At 37.7% G+C, this 21,695-nt stretch carries 14 protein-coding genes and 3 pseudogenes; 9 read left to right on the top strand and 8 right to left on the bottom strand.

The genetic code is table 11. The annotated features are described in order from the left end of the window. Positions 1–21: 21 nt before the first annotated feature. A complete protein-coding gene (locus H3Z85_20400) occupies positions 22–1,143 on the bottom strand; it encodes an alpha/beta hydrolase (GenBank protein QPQ51585.1) in 1,122 nt (373 codons plus the stop codon). Positions 1,144–1,353: 210 nt separating this feature from the next. Between H3Z85_20400 and glgB the strand changes: the two genes are divergently transcribed. The 8 genes and pseudogenes from glgB (at position 1,354) to apaG (ending at position 12,543) form a co-directional block, all read left to right on the top strand. Next, a complete protein-coding gene (glgB, locus tag H3Z85_20395) occupies positions 1,354–3,300 on the top strand; it encodes a 1,4-alpha-glucan branching protein GlgB (GenBank protein QPQ51584.1) in 1,947 nt (648 codons plus the stop codon). Positions 3,301–3,303: 3 nt separating this feature from the next. Beyond that, positions 3,304–4,710: a glycogen synthase gene (locus H3Z85_20390; GenBank protein QPQ51583.1), complete on the top strand. Its 1,407-nt coding sequence runs from the start codon at positions 3,304–3,306 to the stop codon at positions 4,708–4,710. Then, positions 4,661–5,269, top strand: coding sequence for a hypothetical protein (locus H3Z85_20385; GenBank protein ID QPQ51582.1), 609 nt, complete (start codon positions 4,661–4,663; stop codon positions 5,267–5,269). The genes H3Z85_20390 and H3Z85_20385 overlap by 50 nt, the downstream gene beginning before the upstream one ends. 15 nt (positions 5,270–5,284) lie before the next feature. Further along, positions 5,285–6,553, top strand: a complete 1,269-nt coding sequence (locus tag H3Z85_20380) for a glucose-1-phosphate adenylyltransferase (GenBank protein QPQ51581.1) — start codon at positions 5,285–5,287, stop codon at positions 6,551–6,553. Positions 6,554–6,798: 245 nt separating this feature from the next. Further along, positions 6,799–7,838 (top strand): annotated as a pseudogene (locus H3Z85_20375) (SRPBCC family protein). Positions 7,839–7,963: 125 nt separating this feature from the next. After that, positions 7,964–10,777: a 2-oxoglutarate dehydrogenase E1 component gene (locus tag H3Z85_20370; GenBank protein ID QPQ51580.1), complete on the top strand. Its 2,814-nt coding sequence runs from the start codon at positions 7,964–7,966 to the stop codon at positions 10,775–10,777. A gap of 39 nt (positions 10,778–10,816) precedes the next feature. Next, positions 10,817–12,073, top strand: a complete 1,257-nt coding sequence (gene odhB, locus H3Z85_20365) for a 2-oxoglutarate dehydrogenase complex dihydrolipoyllysine-residue succinyltransferase (protein QPQ51579.1) — start codon at positions 10,817–10,819, stop codon at positions 12,071–12,073. Between the two features lie 80 nt (positions 12,074–12,153). Continuing rightward, positions 12,154–12,543 carry a Co2+/Mg2+ efflux protein ApaG gene (gene apaG / locus H3Z85_20360; GenBank protein QPQ51578.1) on the top strand — a complete coding sequence of 130 codons (390 nt, stop codon included), beginning with the start codon at positions 12,154–12,156 and terminating at the stop codon, positions 12,541–12,543. Positions 12,544–12,601: 58 nt separating this feature from the next. Here apaG and H3Z85_20355 read toward each other — a convergent pair whose 3' ends face one another. From H3Z85_20355 to H3Z85_20345, 3 genes and pseudogenes are all read right to left on the bottom strand, one after another. Further along, positions 12,602–13,156, bottom strand: a complete 555-nt coding sequence (locus H3Z85_20355; protein QPQ51577.1) for a 3'-5' exonuclease — start codon at positions 13,154–13,156, stop codon at positions 12,602–12,604. A gap of 82 nt (positions 13,157–13,238) precedes the next feature. Continuing rightward, positions 13,239–14,215: pseudogene (locus tag H3Z85_20350) on the bottom strand (glycosyltransferase family 2 protein). Positions 14,216–14,224: 9 nt separating this feature from the next. Further along, positions 14,225–15,109, bottom strand: coding sequence for a lysophospholipid acyltransferase family protein (locus tag H3Z85_20345; GenBank protein ID QPQ51576.1), 885 nt, complete (start codon positions 15,107–15,109; stop codon positions 14,225–14,227). A gap of 80 nt (positions 15,110–15,189) precedes the next feature. Here H3Z85_20345 and H3Z85_20340 point away from each other — a divergent pair, with 80 nt between their 5' ends. After that, entirely contained in the window at positions 15,190–15,759 is a 570-nt protein-coding gene (locus H3Z85_20340; protein QPQ51575.1) for a thioredoxin family protein, read from the top strand. A gap of 43 nt (positions 15,760–15,802) precedes the next feature. On the opposite strand, the gene H3Z85_20335 is transcribed toward H3Z85_20340, so the two are convergent. From H3Z85_20335 to H3Z85_20320, 4 genes and pseudogenes are all read right to left on the bottom strand, one after another. Further along, a complete protein-coding gene (locus tag H3Z85_20335) occupies positions 15,803–17,170 on the bottom strand; it encodes an aldehyde dehydrogenase (protein ID QPQ51574.1) in 1,368 nt (455 codons plus the stop codon). 197 nt (positions 17,171–17,367) lie between these two features. Beyond that, positions 17,368–18,930: a hypothetical protein gene (locus H3Z85_20330; protein ID QPQ51573.1), complete on the bottom strand. Its 1,563-nt coding sequence runs from the start codon at positions 18,928–18,930 to the stop codon at positions 17,368–17,370. A gap of 374 nt (positions 18,931–19,304) precedes the next feature. Then, positions 19,305–20,352 (bottom strand): annotated as a pseudogene (locus tag H3Z85_20325) (HlyD family secretion protein). A gap of 5 nt (positions 20,353–20,357) precedes the next feature. Continuing rightward, positions 20,358–21,614, bottom strand: coding sequence for a TolC family protein (locus tag H3Z85_20320; GenBank protein ID QPQ51572.1), 1,257 nt, complete (start codon positions 21,612–21,614; stop codon positions 20,358–20,360). Positions 21,615–21,695: the final 81 nt, after the last annotated feature.

The raw sequence follows: 21,695 nt of genomic DNA, 5'->3' as shown, positions 1-21,695 counted from the left end.
GGTCACGGATAATTAGGGACCTTAGTTTTTAATGCTTTGTTGTTGTGGTTTTACTTCAACCGGATTTTCAGTATTATTATAGAACAGCCATTCTATCGCTCTCGGAAATTCCTGAGACCAGTAAAACTCACTATGCGTCCCTTCAGGATTAATGCTGGTTCTGAACTCAAAATCAAACAGGTTCTTTTTTTCCCACTTTTTCAGATAGTCTTCAAAAATACGGATCCTTTTTACCATTTTAGATCCTTCTTGGCCACCGCCGTATAAATAAATTTTTGTTTTATAGGGAACCCTGAAATTCATCATCGGGAAGTTATTATTAGGTTCCACCCAAAGGGAAGGGGAGAAGATCAATAGTTTTGAATACACTTCCGGATAAAGAAAACCACTGTAAATACTGATGAGAGCACCCAATGAACTTCCTCCGATTCCTGTATTTTCACGGTCTTTTTTAGTCCGGTAATGCTCATCTACAAACGGTTTTAACGTATCGGTAATGAACCGGATATACTTTTTTCCCTCTGAGCCACTGGCTACATTGTCATTATCAAAAATATATTCCTTAATCCTGTTCTGGCTGCCATGTTCAATAGCAATAATAATCACATCACCGCGACCATACTCTGAAAGTATGGATAATTTTTTATCAATTTCCCAATTACCGAAATCACTTCCTTCATTAAACAGGTTTTGGGCATCCTGAAGATATAAAACCGGATACGCTTCATTAGAAATATAATAGTCATGAGGTAACAAAGCCCAGACTTTACGATACCGGTCGAGTTGAGGAATATAAAATTCTTCCGAAATCACTTCTGCAATAGGGGAAAACTCTTCTTTAAAAGGGCCCCAGTTCAATCGCCATTGGTCTACCGTGTCCGAAACTTTCCCGATCACTTTTTTTACTTTCCGGTTTGGCGTAATATTTCCATATCGGTCGAGTTCCACATTTTCCCAACCTCCTTTGGTGAATTTATATTCAATATCGTCAGGAAGTAGGGAGTCATCAATTTCTATGGAATAATTGCTGGAATCGATTTGTGTAAGCCGGTAATTGTCATCTTTCGGGTCCCATTTGTTGAAATTTCCGGTGATCCAAACCGGTCTTTCATCCTTTTCTTCTGTATAGAGTTCGAACTTCATCCTGAGTGTTTAATGTGTATTTAATAATATTAGATGGCTAAATTTATAAAAAGATTGCTTTAAGATCATAAAAAAATGATTTTAAAAATTGATATATTTGATAGACCCAGGAAGAAGAAAACTAACTTGATAATTATTTGATGAATAATTAACTGCTATTGTTAGTATTTTTCGTAGTTTCAGGGAAAATATTAATACAATCCGATCTTGATGAATTCTGTTAAAACCTATACGCTTTTCACCGATGAAGATGTTTATCTTTTTAAAGAAGGAAGACATTATAAGCTGTATGACAAATTTGGAGTTCATTCTGCGGAAAAAGAAGGAAAAAAGGGAGTTTATTTTTCTGTTTGGGCACCCAATGCAAAGAAGGTTTCTGTTATTGGCAATTTTAATAACTGGAATCATAAAGACCATATTCTGTTTCCCAGATGGGATGAATCAGGAATCTGGGAAGGGTTTATTGAAGGCCTCACGTGGGGAACTTTGTACAAATATGCCATTGAAACGATAGGAGGTGAGATCCTGGAAAAAAGTGACCCTTATGCGGTGAGCTGGGAACAGAACATTCAGGCAGCTTCACTGGTTTCGACGACCTGGTATGAATGGAATGACCAGGAATGGATGGAGAACCGCTGGAAGAAAAATAATCTTGAAGCACCGATATCTGTGTACGAACTGCATCTTGGTTCCTGGATAAGAGATGAAGATAATCCTGAACGTTTTCTGAATTACCGGGACATCGCAGGCAGACTTGTGCCCTATGTGAAAGAAATGGGGTTTACCCACGTGGAATTGATGCCCGTTATGGAGTATCCTTATGAGCCGAGCTGGGGATACCAGATTACAGGTTTTTTTGCAGCAACCTCCCGTTTTGGATCCCCTCAGGATTTAATGTTTTTAATTGAGGAACTTCATCAAAACCATATTGGAGTAATCCTGGATTGGGTACCTTCCCATTTTCCAGGTGATGCTAACGGATTGTATCGCTTTGACGGTTCACATTTATATGAGCACGAAGATCCTAAAAGAGGATTTCATCCTGACTGGAAATCACATATTTTCAATTATGGTAAGAATGAAGTGAAATCTTTTCTGATTTCCAATGCGATGTTTTGGCTGGACCGTTATCATGCAGATGGTTTACGGGTAGATGCCGTCACCTCTATGCTTCATCTCGATTATTCAAGAAATGAAGGAGAATGGGAACCCAATATATATGGCGACAATGTAAATCTGGAAGCCAAAGCTTTTCTACAGGAATTCAATACGGCAGTATACAAAGAATTTGGAAACAATATTATAACCATTGCTGAAGAAAGTTCAGATTTTCCTTTACTCACAAAACCGGTTCACGATGGTGGAGTCGGTTTTGGCATGAAATGGATGATGGGATGGATGCACGACACCCTGGATTATTTTAAAGAAGATTTTGGCAATAGGAAATTCCATCATCATAAACTTACATTTGCTTCTATGTATATGTATAATGAAAATTACATAATGCCTTTGTCCCATGACGAAGTCGTACACGGAAAAGCAAGCTTAATTTATAAAATGAAAGGTGATGAATGGCAGAAGTTTGCCAATCTTCGTACCTTGTACGTATATATGTATACCCATCCCGGAGCGAAACTTCTATTCATGGGAGATGAATTTGGACAAACGGGTGAATGGAATTTTACGAAGAGTTTAGACTGGCATTTGCTGCAATATCCTGTACATAAAGGATTGCAGGATCTGGTAAAGGAGCTGAATCGCTTGTATACCACAGAACCGGCCTTTTATGAAAACCAATTTGATAAACACGGATTTGAATGGGTGGAAGCCGATGATCTTGAAAATTCAGTCTATGTATATGTAAGGAAGGGAAAAAGACGCGATGACCAACTGATGATCATTCTGAATCTGGCTCCAAAGGTATTGGATTATAAAATAGGTATTTCACAGGGGACACACTGGAAGGTTATTTTCAACTCTGATGCTGAACACTACAGTGGTAGTGGGGTAATGCCAGAAATCCTTGAAGAAAAATATGAAGAATGGCGTGGTCACCGGAAAACGATGACCATACAATTACCTCCGCTCGCCGGAATTATTTTAAGAAAGCATAAAGACAAAAAATATAAATTACACAGAATTAAACATAGAAGATAAAGCATGGTTATTTATCATTTAAGTACAGAATGTTATCCCGTAGCAAAAGTAGGAGGCCTTGCAGACGTTGTTGGGGCATTGCCGAAATATCAGAATAAGATAAAAAACATAGAGGCCAAGGTAGTAATGCCCTGGTATAATAAACCGTTTGTCTATGATCATGAATTTGAAGTGGTTTTTGACGGGTTTATTCATCAGGGACCCAATATGCTGCAGGTTCAGGTCATGAAAGAAAAAACAAATGTTTTGGGATTTGAATTATATATGGTGAAAATTCCGGGATTACTGGACCGGGATAATCCCTACGGCTATCAAGATGAAAGCTTCCAGTTCATTGCCTTTCAACATGGAGTATTGCATTGGCTGACGGCCATGAAAATTCGTCCTGATGTTTTACACTGCCATGATTACCATACCGGATTGGTGCCTTTCATGGTCGGAAATTGCCCTGAATTTGAATTCCTGAAAGGAGTAAAAACCATCGGAACAATCCATAATGGAGAATATCAGGGAATGATGAGCTGGAATATGGCAAATTATTTGCCTTCATTTGATCATTACAAATGGGGACTGCTGGATTGGAACGGATTGATCAATCCTTTGGCAAGTATGATTAAATGTGCTGATGCCTTTACCACAGTATCAGAGGGATATTTGGAAGAACTTTTTGTAAGTTTCCGTGGTTTGGAAAGTCTGGTGCGCCAGGAATTCGGAAAAGCCTATGGAATTATTAATGGTATAGATACTGAAGTATGGAATCCTGAAACAGATCCGATGCTGGATTTTAATTTTAACAGTAAAAATGCCGTTCTCCAAAAGAAAAAAAATAAGGAAAAGCTTTGTAAAGAATATGGGCTGAAACCTGAACTTCCTTTATTTGCTTTTATCGGAAGATTTGCGACAGAAAAAGGAGCAGACCTGTTGCCCGATGTTGTCTGGAGAAGTATCAAACAGAGCTATGGCGCTTTAAATATTATGATCCTCGGGTCAGGTAATACGTATATTGAGAATAAACTGAAAGAATATGATTATATCTACAGCAATTTTGCAGTAGATCTGGGCTATAAAGAACATCTTTCCCATAAAATCTATGCCTCAGCAGACTTTCTTTTGATGCCTTCAAGAGTAGAGCCTTGCGGGCTGAATCAGATGTACTCCATGAGATATGGTACTGTGCCTGTAGTAAGATATACGGGAGGCCTGAGAGACACGGTAGAAGATATTTCAACCGGCGGTGCGGGTCTGAATTTTTCCTATCCCGGAGTAGATGATGTTGTACATGCAATGAACAGGGCATTGGCAATCTATCACCAGAAAGGAGTGATGGAAGACCTGATTCAGGCCAATATGAGCTTTGATTTTGCCTGGGAAAAATCTGCTGAAAAATATATGGCTTTATACAATAGTTAATATGATACGCGGGATTCTTCTTTTAGTCCTTATATTAAGTATGATTTCTTGTACAACAACAAAGGAATTGACTGAGGAAAATAATATTCCCGGAGATGGCTCTTACTTTACCATTTTGTATTATGGATATCCAAATACAGAACGCCTGATACTTGCAGAGAGTATTTCTGAAAAATGGAAAATAAAATATAAGGAAGCGGCAGGCTGCGCTATCGATGGAAAAACAGAACGAAAAATAGAAGATAAAAATAGAAAAACCTACGCGAAAATAGAGAAGAAGTACGGTGACGACTGGAAGATAAAATATGAAAAAGACATAATTGATGCAGGAATTGCACAAGCTGACATTATGGATATTCTGATTACCAATAAAACTTTCAGGGCAGAAATTGAAAAACACCATATAGAAATTGACGGCGTAGATAAAGAAGTATGGCCATTGAAGGAATCCGGAGTCTATCAAGTGAAAATCTATGGCTCTGATGAAAAAAATGAAAAAATAAATTGCTGTACTTTTCACGTAAACACCAAAAATAAAACTGTATATTTAATAAAATAAACACGCAAGATATTTATGAAACGAAACGTAATCTCCATTGTACTGGGAGGAGGCAGAGGGACAAGATTATTCCCGTTAACCTATTCGAGATCAAAACCGGCAGTACCGATTGCCGGAAAATACCGATTAGTGGATATCCCTATTTCAAATTGCCTGAATTCGGGATTGAATAAAATTCTGGTTCTGACCCAATTTAACTCAGCCTCATTAAATTCACATATTAAAAATTCCTACCACTTCGACATTTTCAGCAAGGGATTTGTAGATATTCTTGCTGCAGAACAAAATGTGGAAAACGAAAGCTGGTATCAGGGAACAGCTGATGCCGTTCGCCAGTCGATGAAGCATCTTGAAAAGTATGATTATGATTATATCTTGATCCTTTCCGGAGATCAGCTCTATCAGATGGATTTTAGAGAAATGCTGGACTTTCATATTGAACATGGGGGTGATCTTACCATCGCCACGATTCCTGTGAATGCAAAAGATGCAACCGGTTTTGGAATTTTGAAATCCGACGACGAAGGAAATATTACTTCTTTCTACGAGAAACCGGATTATGATATGCTGGAAGGTCTGAAATCTGAAGTATCCGACGCGAATAAGCATAAAGGAAAGGAGTTTCTCGCCTCTATGGGAATCTATATTTTTACCAGAAATATCCTGAAAAAGATGTTTGAAGAAGGGGCCGGTGATGATTTCGGAAAAGATATCATTCCAAGCTCAATCGGAAAATATAAAACATTAAGCTATCAATACGAAGGGTATTGGACGGATATCGGAACGATAGAATCATTCTACGAAGCCAATCTTGATCTTTGTCTTGATCTTCCCCAATTTAACCTGTTTTCGTCTTCTCCAATCTATACAAGAGCAAGAATGCTTCCGCCATCGAAAATTAATGGTTCTTATGTAAGTAAAGCAGTTTTCGGAGACGGATGTATCATCATGGCTGATAAAATAGAAAATTCAGTTATAGGAAACAGAACCCGTATCGATAAAGGAAGTACCATCGTAAATTCTTATGTAATGGGTGCGGATTTCTATCAGAATACAACCGAAATTGTCCTCAACGACAGAGCTGGCCGCCCCAATATGGGAATCGGAAAATACTGCTATATAGAAAAGGCAATCCTTGATAAAAACTGCTACATCGGCGACAATGTCAAAATCATCGGCGGCAAACATATTCCGGACGGCGATTATGGAACTCATTCTGTACAGGATGGTATTGTGGTGGTGAAGAAAGGTGCAATACTGCCTGCAGGGACGCATATAGGATAATAGGTGGGGAAGCCGGAAGTTGCTGAAAAGTAATATAACTACAAGTTTTTATTTGCTGAATCTTAGCGAATCTGATAGCATAGGAATAATCTTAACCCAAACTATTAGATAAATTATAGGAATAACAGCACTTACAGCTTCCCTCATCCGTCTTTCAGCCTTTAAGCAGGTTAATTATTGTTAAACATACAACAAGAGTGATCAGCATATTGGTCACTTTTTTTTATTTGTATTATTTTTGTGCGATGCGTATTTTTAAAATATTAACGGTAATTATTATTTTGCTTGGAGGTGCTTATGCTGCTTCCATGTATTATTTTGTAGATGAAAGCAAAAACTTTACGATCGAAAAAGAAGTCGATTATCCGGTTGAAAAAGTCTTTGCGCAGTTCAATAATCTGCAGAATTTTACTAGATGGAATAATTTCTTTTCAAGCTCACAGTCTATCGATATCGATTATTATACGCCCTATGAAGGGCAGGGAAGTGCCATCAGTTATGTAGATCCTAAAAATGATACCGATGGAGAAATGTTCATCAGGTATGAAAATCCCAATAAAACTTTAAAATATCAGCTTTTTGAAGATGAAAATGCCAATCCCACCCTGGTAGATGTCAAATTTAAACCAATCTCAGCAGAAAAGACCAGAATAACGTGGTATGTACATACTCCCAAGCTTTCGGTCTGGAGAAGAGTTGAAAATTTCTGGACAGAAGATCGTTTTGCAGAAAATATTACCAAAAGCATGGTTAATCTGAAGAATGTTCTGGGTAACAAGGTTGAGAAAGACAATCTGATGGCAGCCATCAAATATGATAGCCTGATGGTGGAAAAAGATGAAGATATGCTTATTTTGGGGATTAATGTAAGTACCTCCAATAAGAAAGATGCCCTGTACAAAAATATCGTGATGAATTATAATAAAATCTATAATTTCGTTTCGATGGATCTTGGAAAAAAGATGATGAATTCGGATATCCTGTGTTGATTACAGATGCCGATAATTATAAAGATAAAGAGGTGTCTTATTTCCTTGGAATTCCACTTTCCAAGAAAATCGGAGTCACGGACAATAATTTTAATTTTAGGACCATAAATCCGACAGAAAATTACGTGATGTACTACAAAGGAGGCTACGAGGGACGAATTAAGGCAATCCAGCAACTCATTCAGAAAGCCAAAAAAGACGAAATGCGCTTCGGAGATATCCGGCAAACGTTTATTGAGCGTCCTATGGAAGGTGAGTCTGTAAACGTAAAGCTTTCATTATCAGTGTTTAAATAGTTTTTTGTAAATTAAATTTTTCCTAACTTTTTTTAACGGTTTTAGACTGTTCTAACTCGGTTTTTTTTATTAAATTTGAAGATTAATTCTACAAATAAATTTTAATAAATAGATAAACTGTAATAATGGACAGATTTTCATTCCTAAACGCAGCTCATTCTCAGTTAATTGAGGATTTATACCAACAGTACTTAAAATTCCCGGACTCCTTAGAACCATCATGGAAAGCCTTCTTTCAAGGCTTCGATTTTGCTTTGGAGAACTACGGAGATGACGATAACATTCAATTTATTCAGGCTTCGGCCAACACTGCTCCGGCAGTACAGCAAATCTCTCAGGCAGTATCAAACGGAGAGGTTCCTGAACACATCAAAAAAGAATTTAAGGTAGTAAACCTTATTGAGGCTTACAGAACGAGAGGGCACCTGTTTACAAAAACAAACCCGGTTAGAGAAAGAAGACACTATACCCCAACTTTAGATATCGAGAATTTCGGTCTTTCTAAAGAGGATTTAAATACAAAATTCAACTGTGCGGTAGAAACAGGAATGAAAGAGCCTGCTACACTGGCAGATCTGATTAAGCACTTGGAAAATATTTACTGCGATTCTATCGGAGTGGAATATACATACATCAACAATGTTGAAGAAAAAGATTTTATCAAGAGATGGCTTCAGGTAAACGAAAACCATCCCAATCTTTCTGCAAATGAAAAAACAGAAATTTTATTAAAATTAAATCAGGCTGTAGCCTTTGAAAATTATCTTCACACAAAATTTGTAGGACAAAAAAGATTCTCATTAGAAGGAGGTGAAACATTAATCCCGGCTTTAGATCAGCTGATCTCAAGATCTTCTCAACTTGGAGTGGATGAAGTCGTATTAGGTATGGCTCACAGAGGAAGATTGAATGTGCTTACCAATATTTTCGGTAAGTCTTACAAACAGATTTTCTCAGAATTTGAAGGTAAAGAATTCGAAGAAGATGTATTCTCCGGTGACGTTAAATATCACTTGGGATCTTCTAAAAAGATCAAAACGGCTTCAGGAGAAGAAGTTTGCATTAACCTTACACCAAACCCGTCTCACCTTGAAACGGTAGCAGCTCTTGTAGAAGGAATCTGCCGTGCAAAAGTAGACGATAAATATAAAGATTACTCTAAAGTATTGCCAATCATCATCCACGGTGATGGTGCTATTGCCGGTCAGGGTATTGCTTATGAAGTGGCTCAGATGATGACTCTGGAAGGATACAGAACAGGAGGTACCGTTCATATCGTTGTAAATAACCAGGTTTCATTTACCACCAACTACATGGATGCGAGATCTTCAACATATTGTACAGACATTGCAAAAGTTACAGAATCTCCTGTAATGCACGTAAATGCTGATGATGCTGAAGCTGTTGTTCATGCGATCCATTTTGCAGCTGATTTCAGAGCAAAATTCGGTAAAGATGTTTACATCGATCTTTTAGGATATAGAAAATACGGTCACAATGAAGGGGATGAGCCTAGATTTACTCAGCCGAACTTATATAAGACCATCTCAAAACACCCGAATCCAAGAGAAATTTATAAAGATAAATTACTTAAAGACAGCATTACTTCCAACGATGTGATCGCTAAAATGGAAACGGAATTTAAAGCGCTTTTAGATAAAGACTTTGACGCTTCTAAAGAGATCGAGAAAAACGTAATGGACCTGTTTATGGCAGATGATTGGGTAAATTATCCGATCGGAAAAAGAGGAGCAGTTCAACTACCGGTAGACACTAAATATGACTTAGCTAAATTGAAAGAATTAGCACTTAAAATGTCTACGCTTCCTGCTGATAAAAAATTCCTGAACAAAATTACAAGACTGTTTGAAAACCGTATCAAAGCTATTGAAGGAAATTCATTAGACTGGGCATTAGGAGAGTGGTTAGCTTATGCTACGCTTCTTGTGGAAGGTCACAACGTAAGAATCTCCGGAGAAGATGTGGAAAGAGGTACATTCTCTCACAGACATGCCGTTGTAAAAACAGAAGATACAGAAGAAGAATATATCCCGTTAAGACATGTTTCAGAAAGCAGATTTGATGTATTCAATTCTCACCTTTCAGAATACGGCGTTTTAGGTTTCGATTACGGATATGCAATGGCTTCTCCGAATACATTAACCATCTGGGAAGCTCAGTTCGGAGATTTTGTGAACGGTGCTCAGATTATCGTTGACCAGTACTTAGCGGCAGCTGAAGAAAAATGGAAAATCCAGGACGGATTGGTGATGTTGTTACCTCACGGTTCGGAAGGACAGGGAGCTGAACACTCTTCAGCAAGATTAGAGAGATTCCTTACCCTTTGTGCTAACGAGAACATGGTAGTCGCTAATATCACTTCTCCTGCCAACTATTTCCACTTATTGAGAAGACAGTTGAAATGGGCATTCAGAAAGCCGTTGGTAGTAATGAGCCCTAAATCTTTATTGAGACATCCTAAAGTAGTTTCTCCACTTGAAGATTTTGCAAACGGTTCATTCCAGCCTATCTTAGACGATCCTACTGCAGACCCTAAAAAAGTAGAAAAATTAGTTCTTTGTTCAGGTAAACTATACTTCGAATTATTAGCGAAGAAAGAAGAATTAAACTGTGAAAACATTGCCTTAGTAAGATTTGAGCAGTTATATCCGCTTCAAACCGATGCTATCGAAGCGATCTTCAATAAATATGAAAACAGAAAAGAATTGGTATGGGCTCAGGAAGAACCTGAAAACATGGGAGCTTGGTCTTATATCTTAAGAAACTTCAGAGATACAGGAATCCAGGTAATCTCTCCGGTACCAAGCGGTGCTCCTGCTCCGGGTAGCCACAAAATGTTTGAGAAAAACCAGAATGCAGTGATCAACAGAGTTTTCGACAGAGATGATGCTCCTGCAAAAAGACCCGTTACAGCTTAATTTAAATAATAATCAGTTAAAAAATAAAAAATACTCGATATGTCAGTTTTAGAAATGAAAGTTCCTTCACCGGGCGAATCAATTACAGAAGTTGAAATTGCAACTTGGCTTGTAAAAGATGGTGATTATGTAGAAAAAGATCAACCTATCGCCGAAGTGGATTCAGATAAAGCAACTCTTGAATTGCCTGCAGAACAAAGTGGTGTTATCACTTTAAAAGCAGAAGAAGGTGATGTAGTACAAGTAGGTCAGGTAGTTTGTTTAATTGATATGGATGCTGCAAAACCAGCAGGTAGTGCACCGGCTGCCGAAGCTCCAAAACAGGAAGAAGCTCCGAAAGCTGCTGAGCCTGCTAAACAAGAAGCTCCGAAGCCAGCTGCTCCGGTTGCTGTTGCTACACAAACTTACGCTACTGGAGCTCCATCTCCTGCTGCTAAGAAAATCCTTGACGAAAAAGGAGTTGATGCAGGACAGGTTTCAGGAACAGGAAGAGACGGAAGAATCACTAAGACTGATGCTGAATTGGCAGCAGTTCCTGCTTTAGGAGGAAGCCCTCTTACCGCTACAGGTTCAAGATCTACTACAACGACTAAACTTTCAGTTTTAAGAAGAAAAATCGCTCAGAGATTAGTTTCTGTGAAGAATGAAACAGCGATGTTAACAACGTTTAACGAAGTTGACATGTCTGAAATCTTCAGATTAAGAAAGCAATATAAAGAAGAATTTGCTCAGAAACACGGAGTAGGACTTGGCTTTATGTCTTTCTTTACAAAAGCAGTGACAAGAGCATTACAAATGTATCCGGACGTAAACGCATCTATTGACGGAGACTTCAAAGTAAACTATGACTTCTGCGATATTTCAATCGCTGTTTCTGGTCCTAAAGGATTAATGGTTCCTGTATTGAGAAATGCAGAAAACATGTCTTTCAGCGCTGTAGAAGCAAACATTAAAGACCTTGCTGTAAAAGTAAGAGACGGTAAAATTACTGTTGATGAAATGACTGGTGGTACTTTCACGATTACAAACGGTGGTACTTTCGGTTCTATGATGTCTACACCAATCATCAACCCTCCTCAATCTGCAATCCTTGGAATGCACAACATCATCCAGAGACCGGTTGCTGTTGACGGGCAGGTAGTCATCAGACCAATGATGTACGTGGCCATGTCTTATGACCACAGAATTATCGACGGTAAAGAGTCTGTAGGATTCCTTGTTGCGGTAAAAGAAGGTATCGATAACCCGGTTGAAATACTATTGGGAGGCGATGAAAGAAAAGGCCTTGGATTATAGTTTTAATAAAATTATAATATAAATATACAATCTCGCCTTAAAAAGGGCGAGATTTTTGTATCTGTTAAGGAAATACAATTATGATGTTCTCAAAAATGACTTCTAATATCAAAGTTTCAGTAATACCTGAATATGATAGTAAAAACAGTTATCCATCCGAAAACCGCTATGTTTTCAAATATAACATAACTATAGAAAACGACGGAGGCTTTCCAATAAAAGTATTAAAAAGAAAATGGTTAATCTTTGACGTAGGATTTGGATATACAGAGATTATAGGAGATGGCGTTATCGGCCTTACTCCTGAAATAGGAACCAGCGAAAATTTTGCTTATTTTTCTAATGTAATGCTTCGCTCGGGAGTAGGAAACATGAGTGGAAAATACCTGGTTAAAAATATGGAGACGCAGGAAACTTTTGAGATTGATATCCCGAAATTCAATCTGTTGTCTGAAGTTTTAAGTAATTAATAGCTTTATTAATCAATGATTGGTACATAATGGAACCCGGGTCCGTTACCTCTATTATTTAAAGCTTTTTGATTTTCGCTTTCATATACTCATTCACTTCATCATTACTGGTGAGGAAGAGTCTCTCAAAAGCCAATAGCGATATTTTGGCACATACTTCTGCATCAGCTCCGGCCCTGTGGTGGTTGAAATCAATCTTATGATATTCTGCTAATGGTTTCAGTCCGTATTTTGGAAGGTAATTCCATGATTTCTTTGCTAATTGAATGCTGCACAGGTAATTTAAACTGGGAGTAAACATTCCATAATGCTCAAGACAACCCCTTAAAACAGAAGCATCAAATCCGGCATTATGCGCGATCATTAAACTGCCATACATCATATCCTGAGCTTCATACCATATTTCATCAAAGGTTGGCGCATCCTTCACGTCTTCCGGCTGTATGCCATGAACAGCAATATTAAACTTATTGAAATAAGGAAAGCTAGGCGGTTTGATAAGCCATGTTCTGGTCTCAACAATTTTAGAATCCTGAACAATACAAATACCCATTTCGCACGCAGAATTTTTCTCGTGAGTAGCTGTTTCAAAATCTATTGCGCAGAAATCCATTTTTGTAAGTTTTTTTTACGGGTTCTCCAGTTCAATGTTAATGTTCACAATGGTTATGAGTTGCATCATTTTTTGAAGTCAATTATTTACCGCCTAAAAAATGTTTAAAAATCAACCATTTTGATTGATAGAATTTTTCTTTTTGGTTTTTCTGACGGAGCTTCCAGGTTCCGGGAAGTTGTGCATAAAAGCCGAAATGAGCTCTTACAACGGCCCAGAGATGCGGAAAGCCATTCTTTAATCCAAAATAAATTCCCGCTACTCCGTCCAGGCAAAGCCTGAAAAAATCAACCCTACTAATTTAGGAAAAGGAAGGTTTTTAAGCATCATTGAAAGATTATTTCTGATATTGAGATAAGTCTTTTGGGCGCTCTGTTTGTTTAATGTTCCTCCTCCTACATGATATATTGTAGATTTTCCGGTATAAAAAATCTTTTTTCCTGAATTAATCAGCCGCCAGCACAGGTCAATTTCTTCCTGATGGGCAAAAAATCGTTCATCAAAACCATTTTGTTCCCAAAAGTCTTTGGATCTGATAAAGAAACTACATCCCGATGCCCAGAAAATTTCTGTCTCATCGTTATACTGCCCTTTATCTTCCTCCACCTCTTCAAAGACTCTTCCTCTGCAATACGGATAGCCCAGATTGTCAATCAATCCTCCGGCAGCACCTGCAAATTCGAAATATTTTTTATCAGAATAAGATAAAATTTTAGGCTGAATAGCTGAAATAGAGGCATCTTTTTCAAATAATTCTACAACAGGTTCAATCCAGTTTTCTGTCACTTCCACATCAGAATTCAGAAGACAATAGAATTCATTTTTTATAGATCTCAATCCTTCATTATAACCACCGGCAAAACCGTAGTTTTTATCATTTTTAATAACTTTTACCATAGGAAATTTCGTTGTAAGAAATGCTACCGAATCATCCGTTGAAAGGTTATCAATCACATAAATATCTGCATTCTGAGAATATTGAACTACACTTGGAAGAAATTTTTCAAGCCAGTTTTTACCGTTCCAGTTTAAGATGGCAATTGCCAGTTTTTTCTGCATGTACATCAACTATTTTTTATCAGAATCGTAGGTTTTAATAGAATCCTGATATTTCCATTTTCTGTGTGACCACAGATAATTGTCGGGATATTTATGTAAAGTGTTTTCTAATAATTTATGAAATTTCTTTACCACTTCATTTTCTGTAAACTTTTCGTTATCCGGATATATTCTGTGATAATTAACCTGGTAATAACCACGTTTTACTTTCTTCATCTCACAATAAATGAAGGCCAGATCCATCCTTGTAGCCAGTTTATCATAACCGATGAAAGCAGGAGTTCTTTGATTTAAAAACTCTAAACCATAGGTGACGTGGGAGAAATGTGGGGTCTGATCTGCTACAAACATATAAGCAGCATCTCCATTGTTCTGAGACCTGAAAATATGTCTGATAACTTCGTTAGCTTCCAGAGCTTCATTCCCGAATTTATTTCGGACCTTCTTCATCTGATTTTCCCAAAAATCACTGTTCACTTTTCTGTAAACAGGATGACAGTGTGCCTGGGGAATGATGGTTGCCAGTGCATTAATCCATTCCCAGTTAAAAACATGGCCGGCCAGTAAAATAATATTTTTACCTTCCTGCTTAGCCTCATGAAACAGATCCTGATTGATATGCTGCATTCTTACCCGGGCCTCGGTCTCAGAAATACTGAAAGATTTTATAGTTTCTACCAGATAATCTGAAAAATTCAGATAAAACTTTTTGCGGATTTTTCTGATTTCTTCTTCTGATTTGTCTGGAAAAGAATTTCTTAGATTCTGGGTGATCACCTTTTTTCTGTACCCTACCAGATAATAGTTGAGGAAGAAGATAACATCCGAAAAAATGTACAATATCTTTAGCGGAAGTTTGGAGTTGAAAAATAATATTTTGATTAGGAATTTCATAAAACAGGCAAATTTAGTGATAATAAAATTATGGTTCTATTTTTGCAGAGGGATAAATATTATTTTTTTATTTTTATGTTATGAAAAAAATGACAATATTAGCGTTCCTGGGTTTAAGTTTTTTCGCTTTTTCACAGGATGTAAAGAATACACCGGACAATGGGAAGCAAAAGAATGCTCTTATTGTACCGACAGAACAAACTGAATTAGAGGCGAAAAAGAAAGCAGGTGAAGAAAAAGCCAAGCTTCCTAAGCCTTACAATCCTAAAGCAGATGCCCAGGCAGATATCAATAAATTAGTAGCCAAGGCAAAGAAAGAAGGGAAAAATATTATGATTCAGGCAGGAGGAAACTGGTGTATCTGGTGCCTTCGTTTTAATAATTTTGTGCAGACAACTCCTGAATTGAAGGAATTGGTAGACAAAAATTACTTATACTATCACCTGAATTTCTCGCCGGATAACAAAAATGAAAAAGTTTTTGCACAGTATGGCAATCCTGGAGATAAATTTGGATATCCTGTCTTTATCGTGTTGGATAAAAACGGAAAAATGATTAAAGTTCAGCAGAGTGATGTTTTTGAGGACGGAAAAGGATACAGTTTAGAAAAGGTTAAAGCATTCTTTAATGAATGGATACCTAAAGCATAAAAATTACAAAGGTTGTTTCTACTGGAAGCAACCTTTTTTATTATTAGAACCGCAAAAGCTTTCTGATCCAGCTTAATTTTTTCTCAGAATACGGCGGATATTTGATATTGGGTTCGCCCCATGTTGCTTTTTCCAGAACAGATTTTTGATGTGAAAAAGTTTCAAAACCATATTTCCCGTGATAACTTCCTATTCCTGAATTTCCAACGCCTCCAAAAGGTAAATTGTCATTGCTTAAATGCATGACACAATCATTGATACAGCCTCCTCCAAAAGAAAGTTTTCGGGTGAATATTTCTTTTTCTTCCGAATTTTTGGTGAATAAATAGGCAGCAAGCGGTTTTTCCTGTTCGGAAACGGTATTGATTGCAATAGTAAAGTTTTTAAAGCTGATAACCGGCAGGATAGGACCAAAGATTTCCTCCTCCATTACAGGATCTTCCCAATGGATATGATTCAGGATGGTAGGTTCAATATAAAGCTTTTCTTCATCATAACTACCTCCAAAATATACCTTTTCCCTATCGATGAGATCAGTCAGCCGGTGAAAGTTTTTCTTGTTTATAATTCTGGTATACTGCGCTGAATCGGGACTGTAATTGAATTCTTTGATGTATTTCCTGAGCATTTCCAGAAACTGTTCCTGGATGCTTTCCTCAACTAGAAGATAGTCGGGAGCAACGCAGGTTTGTCCGGCATTGAGAAATTTTCCCCACACAATTCTTTTGGCAGCCGTTTCAAGATGAGCTTCTTTGGAAACAATAGCCGGGGATTTTCCGCCTAATTCAAGTACTACAGGAGTTAAATGTTCTGCAGCAGCTTTGTATACAATTTTTCCGACCTTGGTACTTCCGGTAAAGAATATTTTGTCAAATTTCAATGTTAAAAGGGCAGTGGTCTCATCAATGCCTCCTTCATATACATACAGATATTCAGACGGGAAATTTTCATTGATGATTTTTGAAAGCGCTTTCATTGTATTTTCAGCAACTTCACTGGGTTTAAGAATACAGCAGTTTCCTGCAGCAATGGCCGCAATGATGGGAGAAAGCGAAAGCTGATAAGGATAGTTCCATGCTCCGATTACCAGAATACAGCCCAAAGGGTCCGCATAGATTTTACTGTTTCCGAGTTGATTGACAATATTGGTGCTTACTTTCTTAGGTTTTGCAAGAGATTTTAAATTTTTCAGGTAATAATCAATATCATTTAGGATAAAAGAAATTTCTGTAGTAAATGTATCAAATTTAGACTTGCCAAAATCTTTATGAATAGCTTCACACAGTAGATCTTCATTTGAAATGATAAGATTTTTGAGTTTTTCAAGATACATTTTGCGAAAGACCAGACTCTTGGTTTGCTGAGTCTTGAAAAATTCTCTCTGACTCTGTAAAATTTTTTCAATTTCCATACGTAAGCTTTTGTTTTTTAACGTAAATCCTGATGTGATAGTATTGATTGAGAGAAGCAACAAGAAATCGGCCAAAGTGCATAGTGCTGCAAGATGGGAGCGCGAGGCTGGACGTTTTTTTTGATGTTGGTATATTGTCGGTTATTGTAAGAAAATAATTGTACGCTTGATTACTTCCGGCGTCCGGCTTCATTCTTTTACATAATATTCCTTACGGCTATTTTTACCGGATGATAAAGCAGCAGCAGAAGAGCAGTTATGAATGCCAGCCAGAATAATCCTGTAAAAATTTCCATATTTGAGAGCAGGATAGATTGAGCGGTTATTTTTGCTTTAAAAGCTCCCGCGGTCATCGATAAGGATTCATTCACCGGTAATTTTGAAATCTGGGTACCGAAAAGCTGATTCCACTGACTATAAAAAACGGGATTGGTATCGGTAAGATTGAAGCTCAAAACATCAGAATGTTTTAACGTTAAAAATAACATTAGGTTTTGCATGAGGGCATACCCAATCGCTGTTGCCCAGAAGCGGGTAGTGGTACCCATTGCGCTGGCATTAGCTACATATTCCTCAGGCATACCGGAAATCAGGAAGAATACCAAGGGCGTAAATAATAATCCCTGCGCAATTCCCTGCAAAAATAGCGGCGGACATATCGTACTGAGTGTCGTATCAGGATAAAAAGTATACGTAAACCATGCACAATCTATAGCCAGCAAAAGGAATCCGGTAAAGAAAACAATTCTGGAAGAAATTCCACGTACCAGACAAAATGCTGATAAAAGGACGCCGAGCAATGTTCCCGCAACATTCCAGTACTGGATGTTCACAATATAATCCCACGGCCATTTCCAAACGGTTGCCATAATGCTGTACACATTATTTAACCCCGAACGGATGAGATAGAAAATAAAAAACAGAATCATTCCTACAATCACATTTTTGGAGCTGAAAACTTCATAATGGAATAAAGGCCGTTTTGAATTCCTTTGTTTCAACATAAATAAACCTCCTGAAATCAGAAATATAAACACGCAGATTATAATAGTGTCGGACTCCAGCCACATCAGCCTCTTTCCATATACGATAGCATAAGCCCCGGATTGCAGGCAGGCCCACAACAAAAACCAACTTGGAACATCCATCTGATATAAGGGCTTTTTCGGGAAAAAGCGATTTTTGTTGAAAATAACAAATCCAAGAATCAGAACAAAAACATGGAAATATGCCATCATCAGAATCATATGCTGATAGTCATAATCCTGAATGCTCGATTTGAGCAGAGTGGTAGTCACCGTGCCTCCGGTAAGCATGAGAGAATACATAAAAAGGTAGGCAATCACTTTGGCGTGGCGTGTTTTTAATTCTGCGATTATCAAAGGCAAAAAGATAGCGCCTTCCAGCAAACCAAAAAATCCTTCCAGAAACCGGATGACCAAGATGACATGATAGTCATGGGTGACCGATAAGATGTACAGGAGAATGACGGAAACGGAAGACATCAGCAGAACATAATACTTCACGCTGAAATAGGACATAAAACGCTGTAAAACCAAAAGGGTAACTACGAATGTTCCATACATCAGCATCATCAGATATTGGATATCGTCTGAATCCACATCCATAAAAGAAGACGTGAAGGCACTATTGGAATGCAGCAATGACAACAGCATGATGTGCGGAAATAACGCCAGAATAAGAAGTGGCAGTTTCAGCCATTGCGGTAACCATTTATGATAAACTGTATTGTGTTGCATAGATTTGTGTAAATAGCTAATGAGGCTAAGGAAGCCGGGAAAGCAAATTGTTGTTGTTAATTTTGCTTTAAAAAAATGCGAAAAGACAAAAAAGCAAAGAGTAAAAGTAAAAGGTAAAATGGCAAATATGCGTAAGAAAAAATTAGCAGATTCGCTATTTTGCAGTCTTGTCCTTTCGCGAAAAAATTATTATATCTGAAGATTTGAAAATGAATTGATTTGCCATTTTTGATGACGAGTAAATTCACCTTTAAGTTTTTTACGATTTTCAGAATCTTAAGTTTGAGCTGAGATTAATAGTTCAAATAAATTTTTCAATAATTTAAACAGGCATTAAGAATAAAATAATTTGTATTCATCCTTTCCTCCTCAAATTATATTTTCTTTGCGCTCACCAGAACATTCATTCCGGAGAGTAATTTTTCGTTCTCTTTATTATGATCAAGAATAATTTTTACAGGAAATCTCTGCTCTATTTTCACGAAGTTTCCTGTCGCATTATCCGGTTTAACCAAAGAAAACTGTGATCCGGAAGCAGGTGATACGGAAATAATTTTTCCTTTGAATTCGATACCCGGATAGGCATCTGCGGTAATGATAACTTCCTGTTTCTGATCAATCTGTCCAAGTTGGGTTTCTTTATAATTGGCAATAATCCATTTTTTCTTTGCTTACCATCTGCACCAAAGCCTGACCTTCTTTGATCAGCTGGCCTTCCTGGATTGTTTTTTTGCCTACCCATCCGTCATAAGGAGCTGTGATAACCGTATAAGAAAGAAATAGCCTGGCATTGTTCAGGCTGGCAGAGCTTTGCTGAATCTGGCTTTTGGCTGGCGCTACTTTTGTTTGCTGCTCACTGGCACCTGCTCTTACTGCATTTTTTTGTTGCTCTAATGCCATCAGGTTGGCTTTTGACTGTTCGTAAGAAGCTTTTACATTTTCAAATTCCTGCTCAGTGGCAGCATCTTCTGCCAACAGGTTTTTATATCTTTTAAAATCCTGCTCTGTTCTCCAGATATCAATTTTTGCAGAGGCAATCCTGGCATCGATAATTTTGGTGTCACTTTCTTTTGTATTGACACTGCTTTGTATCGTAGTAATATTTTCAGTATTGGCGCTCAGGCTGGCTTCTGCCATATGCACCTGATTGATAAATTCCCTGTTGTCTATCACAACCAGGGTATCACCTTTGTGAACGAACTGATTTTCGTTGAATTTTATTGTTTTAATAAACCCTGAAACCTTACTGGAAACAGGTGTAATATACTGTTCGATCTGTGCATCGTTGGTGGTCACATTCTTTCTTGAAAAAAGATAAAAACTTATCATTCCCGTGACGCCGCTGATGATCAGGATCCAGGCGAGTAAACTAATCGTCTTATTGATTCTTTTTTCCTTTTGTGTCAGTTGTTTCTGTGCCATAGTTTTTATAAGTTTCCAATCGTATATTGGAGTTGATAGTATTTTAGTTGTCTGTTGATTTTTACGGAAATAAGGTTGGATTCTGCTTCCAGATAAGCGTTGTCTGCATCTATAAGTTCAGTGATAAGGCTTAATTTATTAGCGTATTTTGTTCTTACAATACGGTAATTTTCCTTTGCCTGGCTGATGGCTTCTTCCGCTATAGCTACCTTCTGATCAGTTTCTTCAAACTTTTTATACGCTTCGTACACCTGATGTCTGATCTTTTCCTCATTCTCCTCGATCTGAAGTTTTGCCAAATCAATATTTTCTCTGGCTTCCTGCATTTTAAACTTGTTTTTATACAGGTTTTCGATAGGATAGGTGAGATTCACTCCAATCATACCCAGGCGATAAGCATAAGGTTCAGGGGGAAAGAACATCATATTCGGATACTTTAAAAAATATTCTCCGCCGGCTGTAATTTTAGGAAGATAGTTGGCTTTTGTGATCTTCCGATCCAGTTCTTTGAGAGAGAGGTTTTTGTGCGTAATTCCAACCGATTCATTTTTGTTTAAGGCGATTTCCGTCAATTTCTCAATGAAAGGGATGGTCGTTTTATCAGAAATAAGATCTTCGGTGTTGACGTGCATTTCCTGGTTTTCCGGAAGGGCCAGAATGGTTTTCAGTTTGTGTTCCGCAATCTGAATATCATTATCCAGTTCTGTCCAGCTCATTTTGTGATTGGAGAGTTGTAATGACGTTCTCAGCACTTCATTCACTGTTACCACACCATTAGCTTTCAGAGCTTTTACCTGTTTGATATTGACAGAATCTTCTTTCATTTTATCACTGATAAGGTGCTGTTGTTCTTTTAAATGATGGATTTGAAGGAAAGCGGTAATGATTTCCATTGTAAGCTGTCTTTCATCAAGATGGGTCTTTAAAGAAGAGATTTCCGTATCAATAGCGGCTTTTTTCTCTGTGTTTTTGATTTTTCCGCCCATATACACCGGAATAGAAGCGGATAAGGTAAAATCATACATGGCATTGATGGCGTTGTATGTCGTGGCTTTATTAAAAACACCGTCCTGGTGTTGATAAAGATTTGTCACCTGCATATAGCTCGTATGAAACTCAATGTCCGGTAGTTTTTCCATTTTGAGATCTTTCTCTCTGGTAACGGACATTTCCTGCTTAAGATGACTTATCTTGATGTTTTTGTTGTTTTGGAGCCCAATTTCTACAGCCTGCTTCAGGCTGAGATACTGGTAATCGATCATCTGTGTGTAAAAATGGTTGCTCAATAATAAGCACAACGCAATGCACAGATACCTGCATGCGTTACATATCATATTCATAAA

This window comes from Chryseobacterium indologenes, assembly GCA_016025055.1.
GTDB classification, from domain to species: Bacteria; Bacteroidota; Bacteroidia; order Flavobacteriales; family Weeksellaceae; genus Chryseobacterium; species Chryseobacterium indologenes.
Note: the sequence above shows the minus strand (reverse complement) of the source record. Positions and strands in the feature narration are given on the sequence as shown.

What these genes read in the sequence shown, in the direction of transcription:
- H3Z85_20345 (QPQ51576.1), bottom strand. Translation starts at nt 15,109, where the DNA reads ATGAAATTCCTAATCAAAATATTATTTTTCAACTCCAAACTTCCGCTA.
- H3Z85_20370 (QPQ51580.1), top strand. Translation starts at nt 7,964, where the DNA reads ATGGACAGATTTTCATTCCTAAACGCAGCTCATTCTCAGTTAATTGAG.
- H3Z85_20390 (QPQ51583.1), top strand. Translation starts at nt 3,304, where the DNA reads ATGGTTATTTATCATTTAAGTACAGAATGTTATCCCGTAGCAAAAGTA.
- H3Z85_20320 (QPQ51572.1), bottom strand. Translation starts at nt 21,614, where the DNA reads ATGATCGATTACCAGTATCTCAGCCTGAAGCAGGCTGTAGAAATTGGG.
- H3Z85_20355 (QPQ51577.1), bottom strand. Translation starts at nt 13,156, where the DNA reads ATGGATTTCTGCGCAATAGATTTTGAAACAGCTACTCACGAGAAAAAT.
- H3Z85_20335 (QPQ51574.1), bottom strand. Translation starts at nt 17,170, where the DNA reads ATGGAAATTGAAAAAATTTTACAGAGTCAGAGAGAATTTTTCAAGACT.
- apaG (QPQ51578.1), top strand. Translation starts at nt 12,154, where the DNA reads ATGATGTTCTCAAAAATGACTTCTAATATCAAAGTTTCAGTAATACCT.
- glgB (QPQ51584.1), top strand. Translation starts at nt 1,354, where the DNA reads ATGAATTCTGTTAAAACCTATACGCTTTTCACCGATGAAGATGTTTAT.
- H3Z85_20340 (QPQ51575.1), top strand. Translation starts at nt 15,190, where the DNA reads ATGAAAAAAATGACAATATTAGCGTTCCTGGGTTTAAGTTTTTTCGCT.
- odhB (QPQ51579.1), top strand. Translation starts at nt 10,817, where the DNA reads ATGTCAGTTTTAGAAATGAAAGTTCCTTCACCGGGCGAATCAATTACA.
- H3Z85_20330 (QPQ51573.1), bottom strand. Translation starts at nt 18,930, where the DNA reads ATGCAACACAATACAGTTTATCATAAATGGTTACCGCAATGGCTGAAA.
- H3Z85_20380 (QPQ51581.1), top strand. Translation starts at nt 5,285, where the DNA reads ATGAAACGAAACGTAATCTCCATTGTACTGGGAGGAGGCAGAGGGACA.
- H3Z85_20400 (QPQ51585.1), bottom strand. Translation starts at nt 1,143, where the DNA reads ATGAAGTTCGAACTCTATACAGAAGAAAAGGATGAAAGACCGGTTTGG.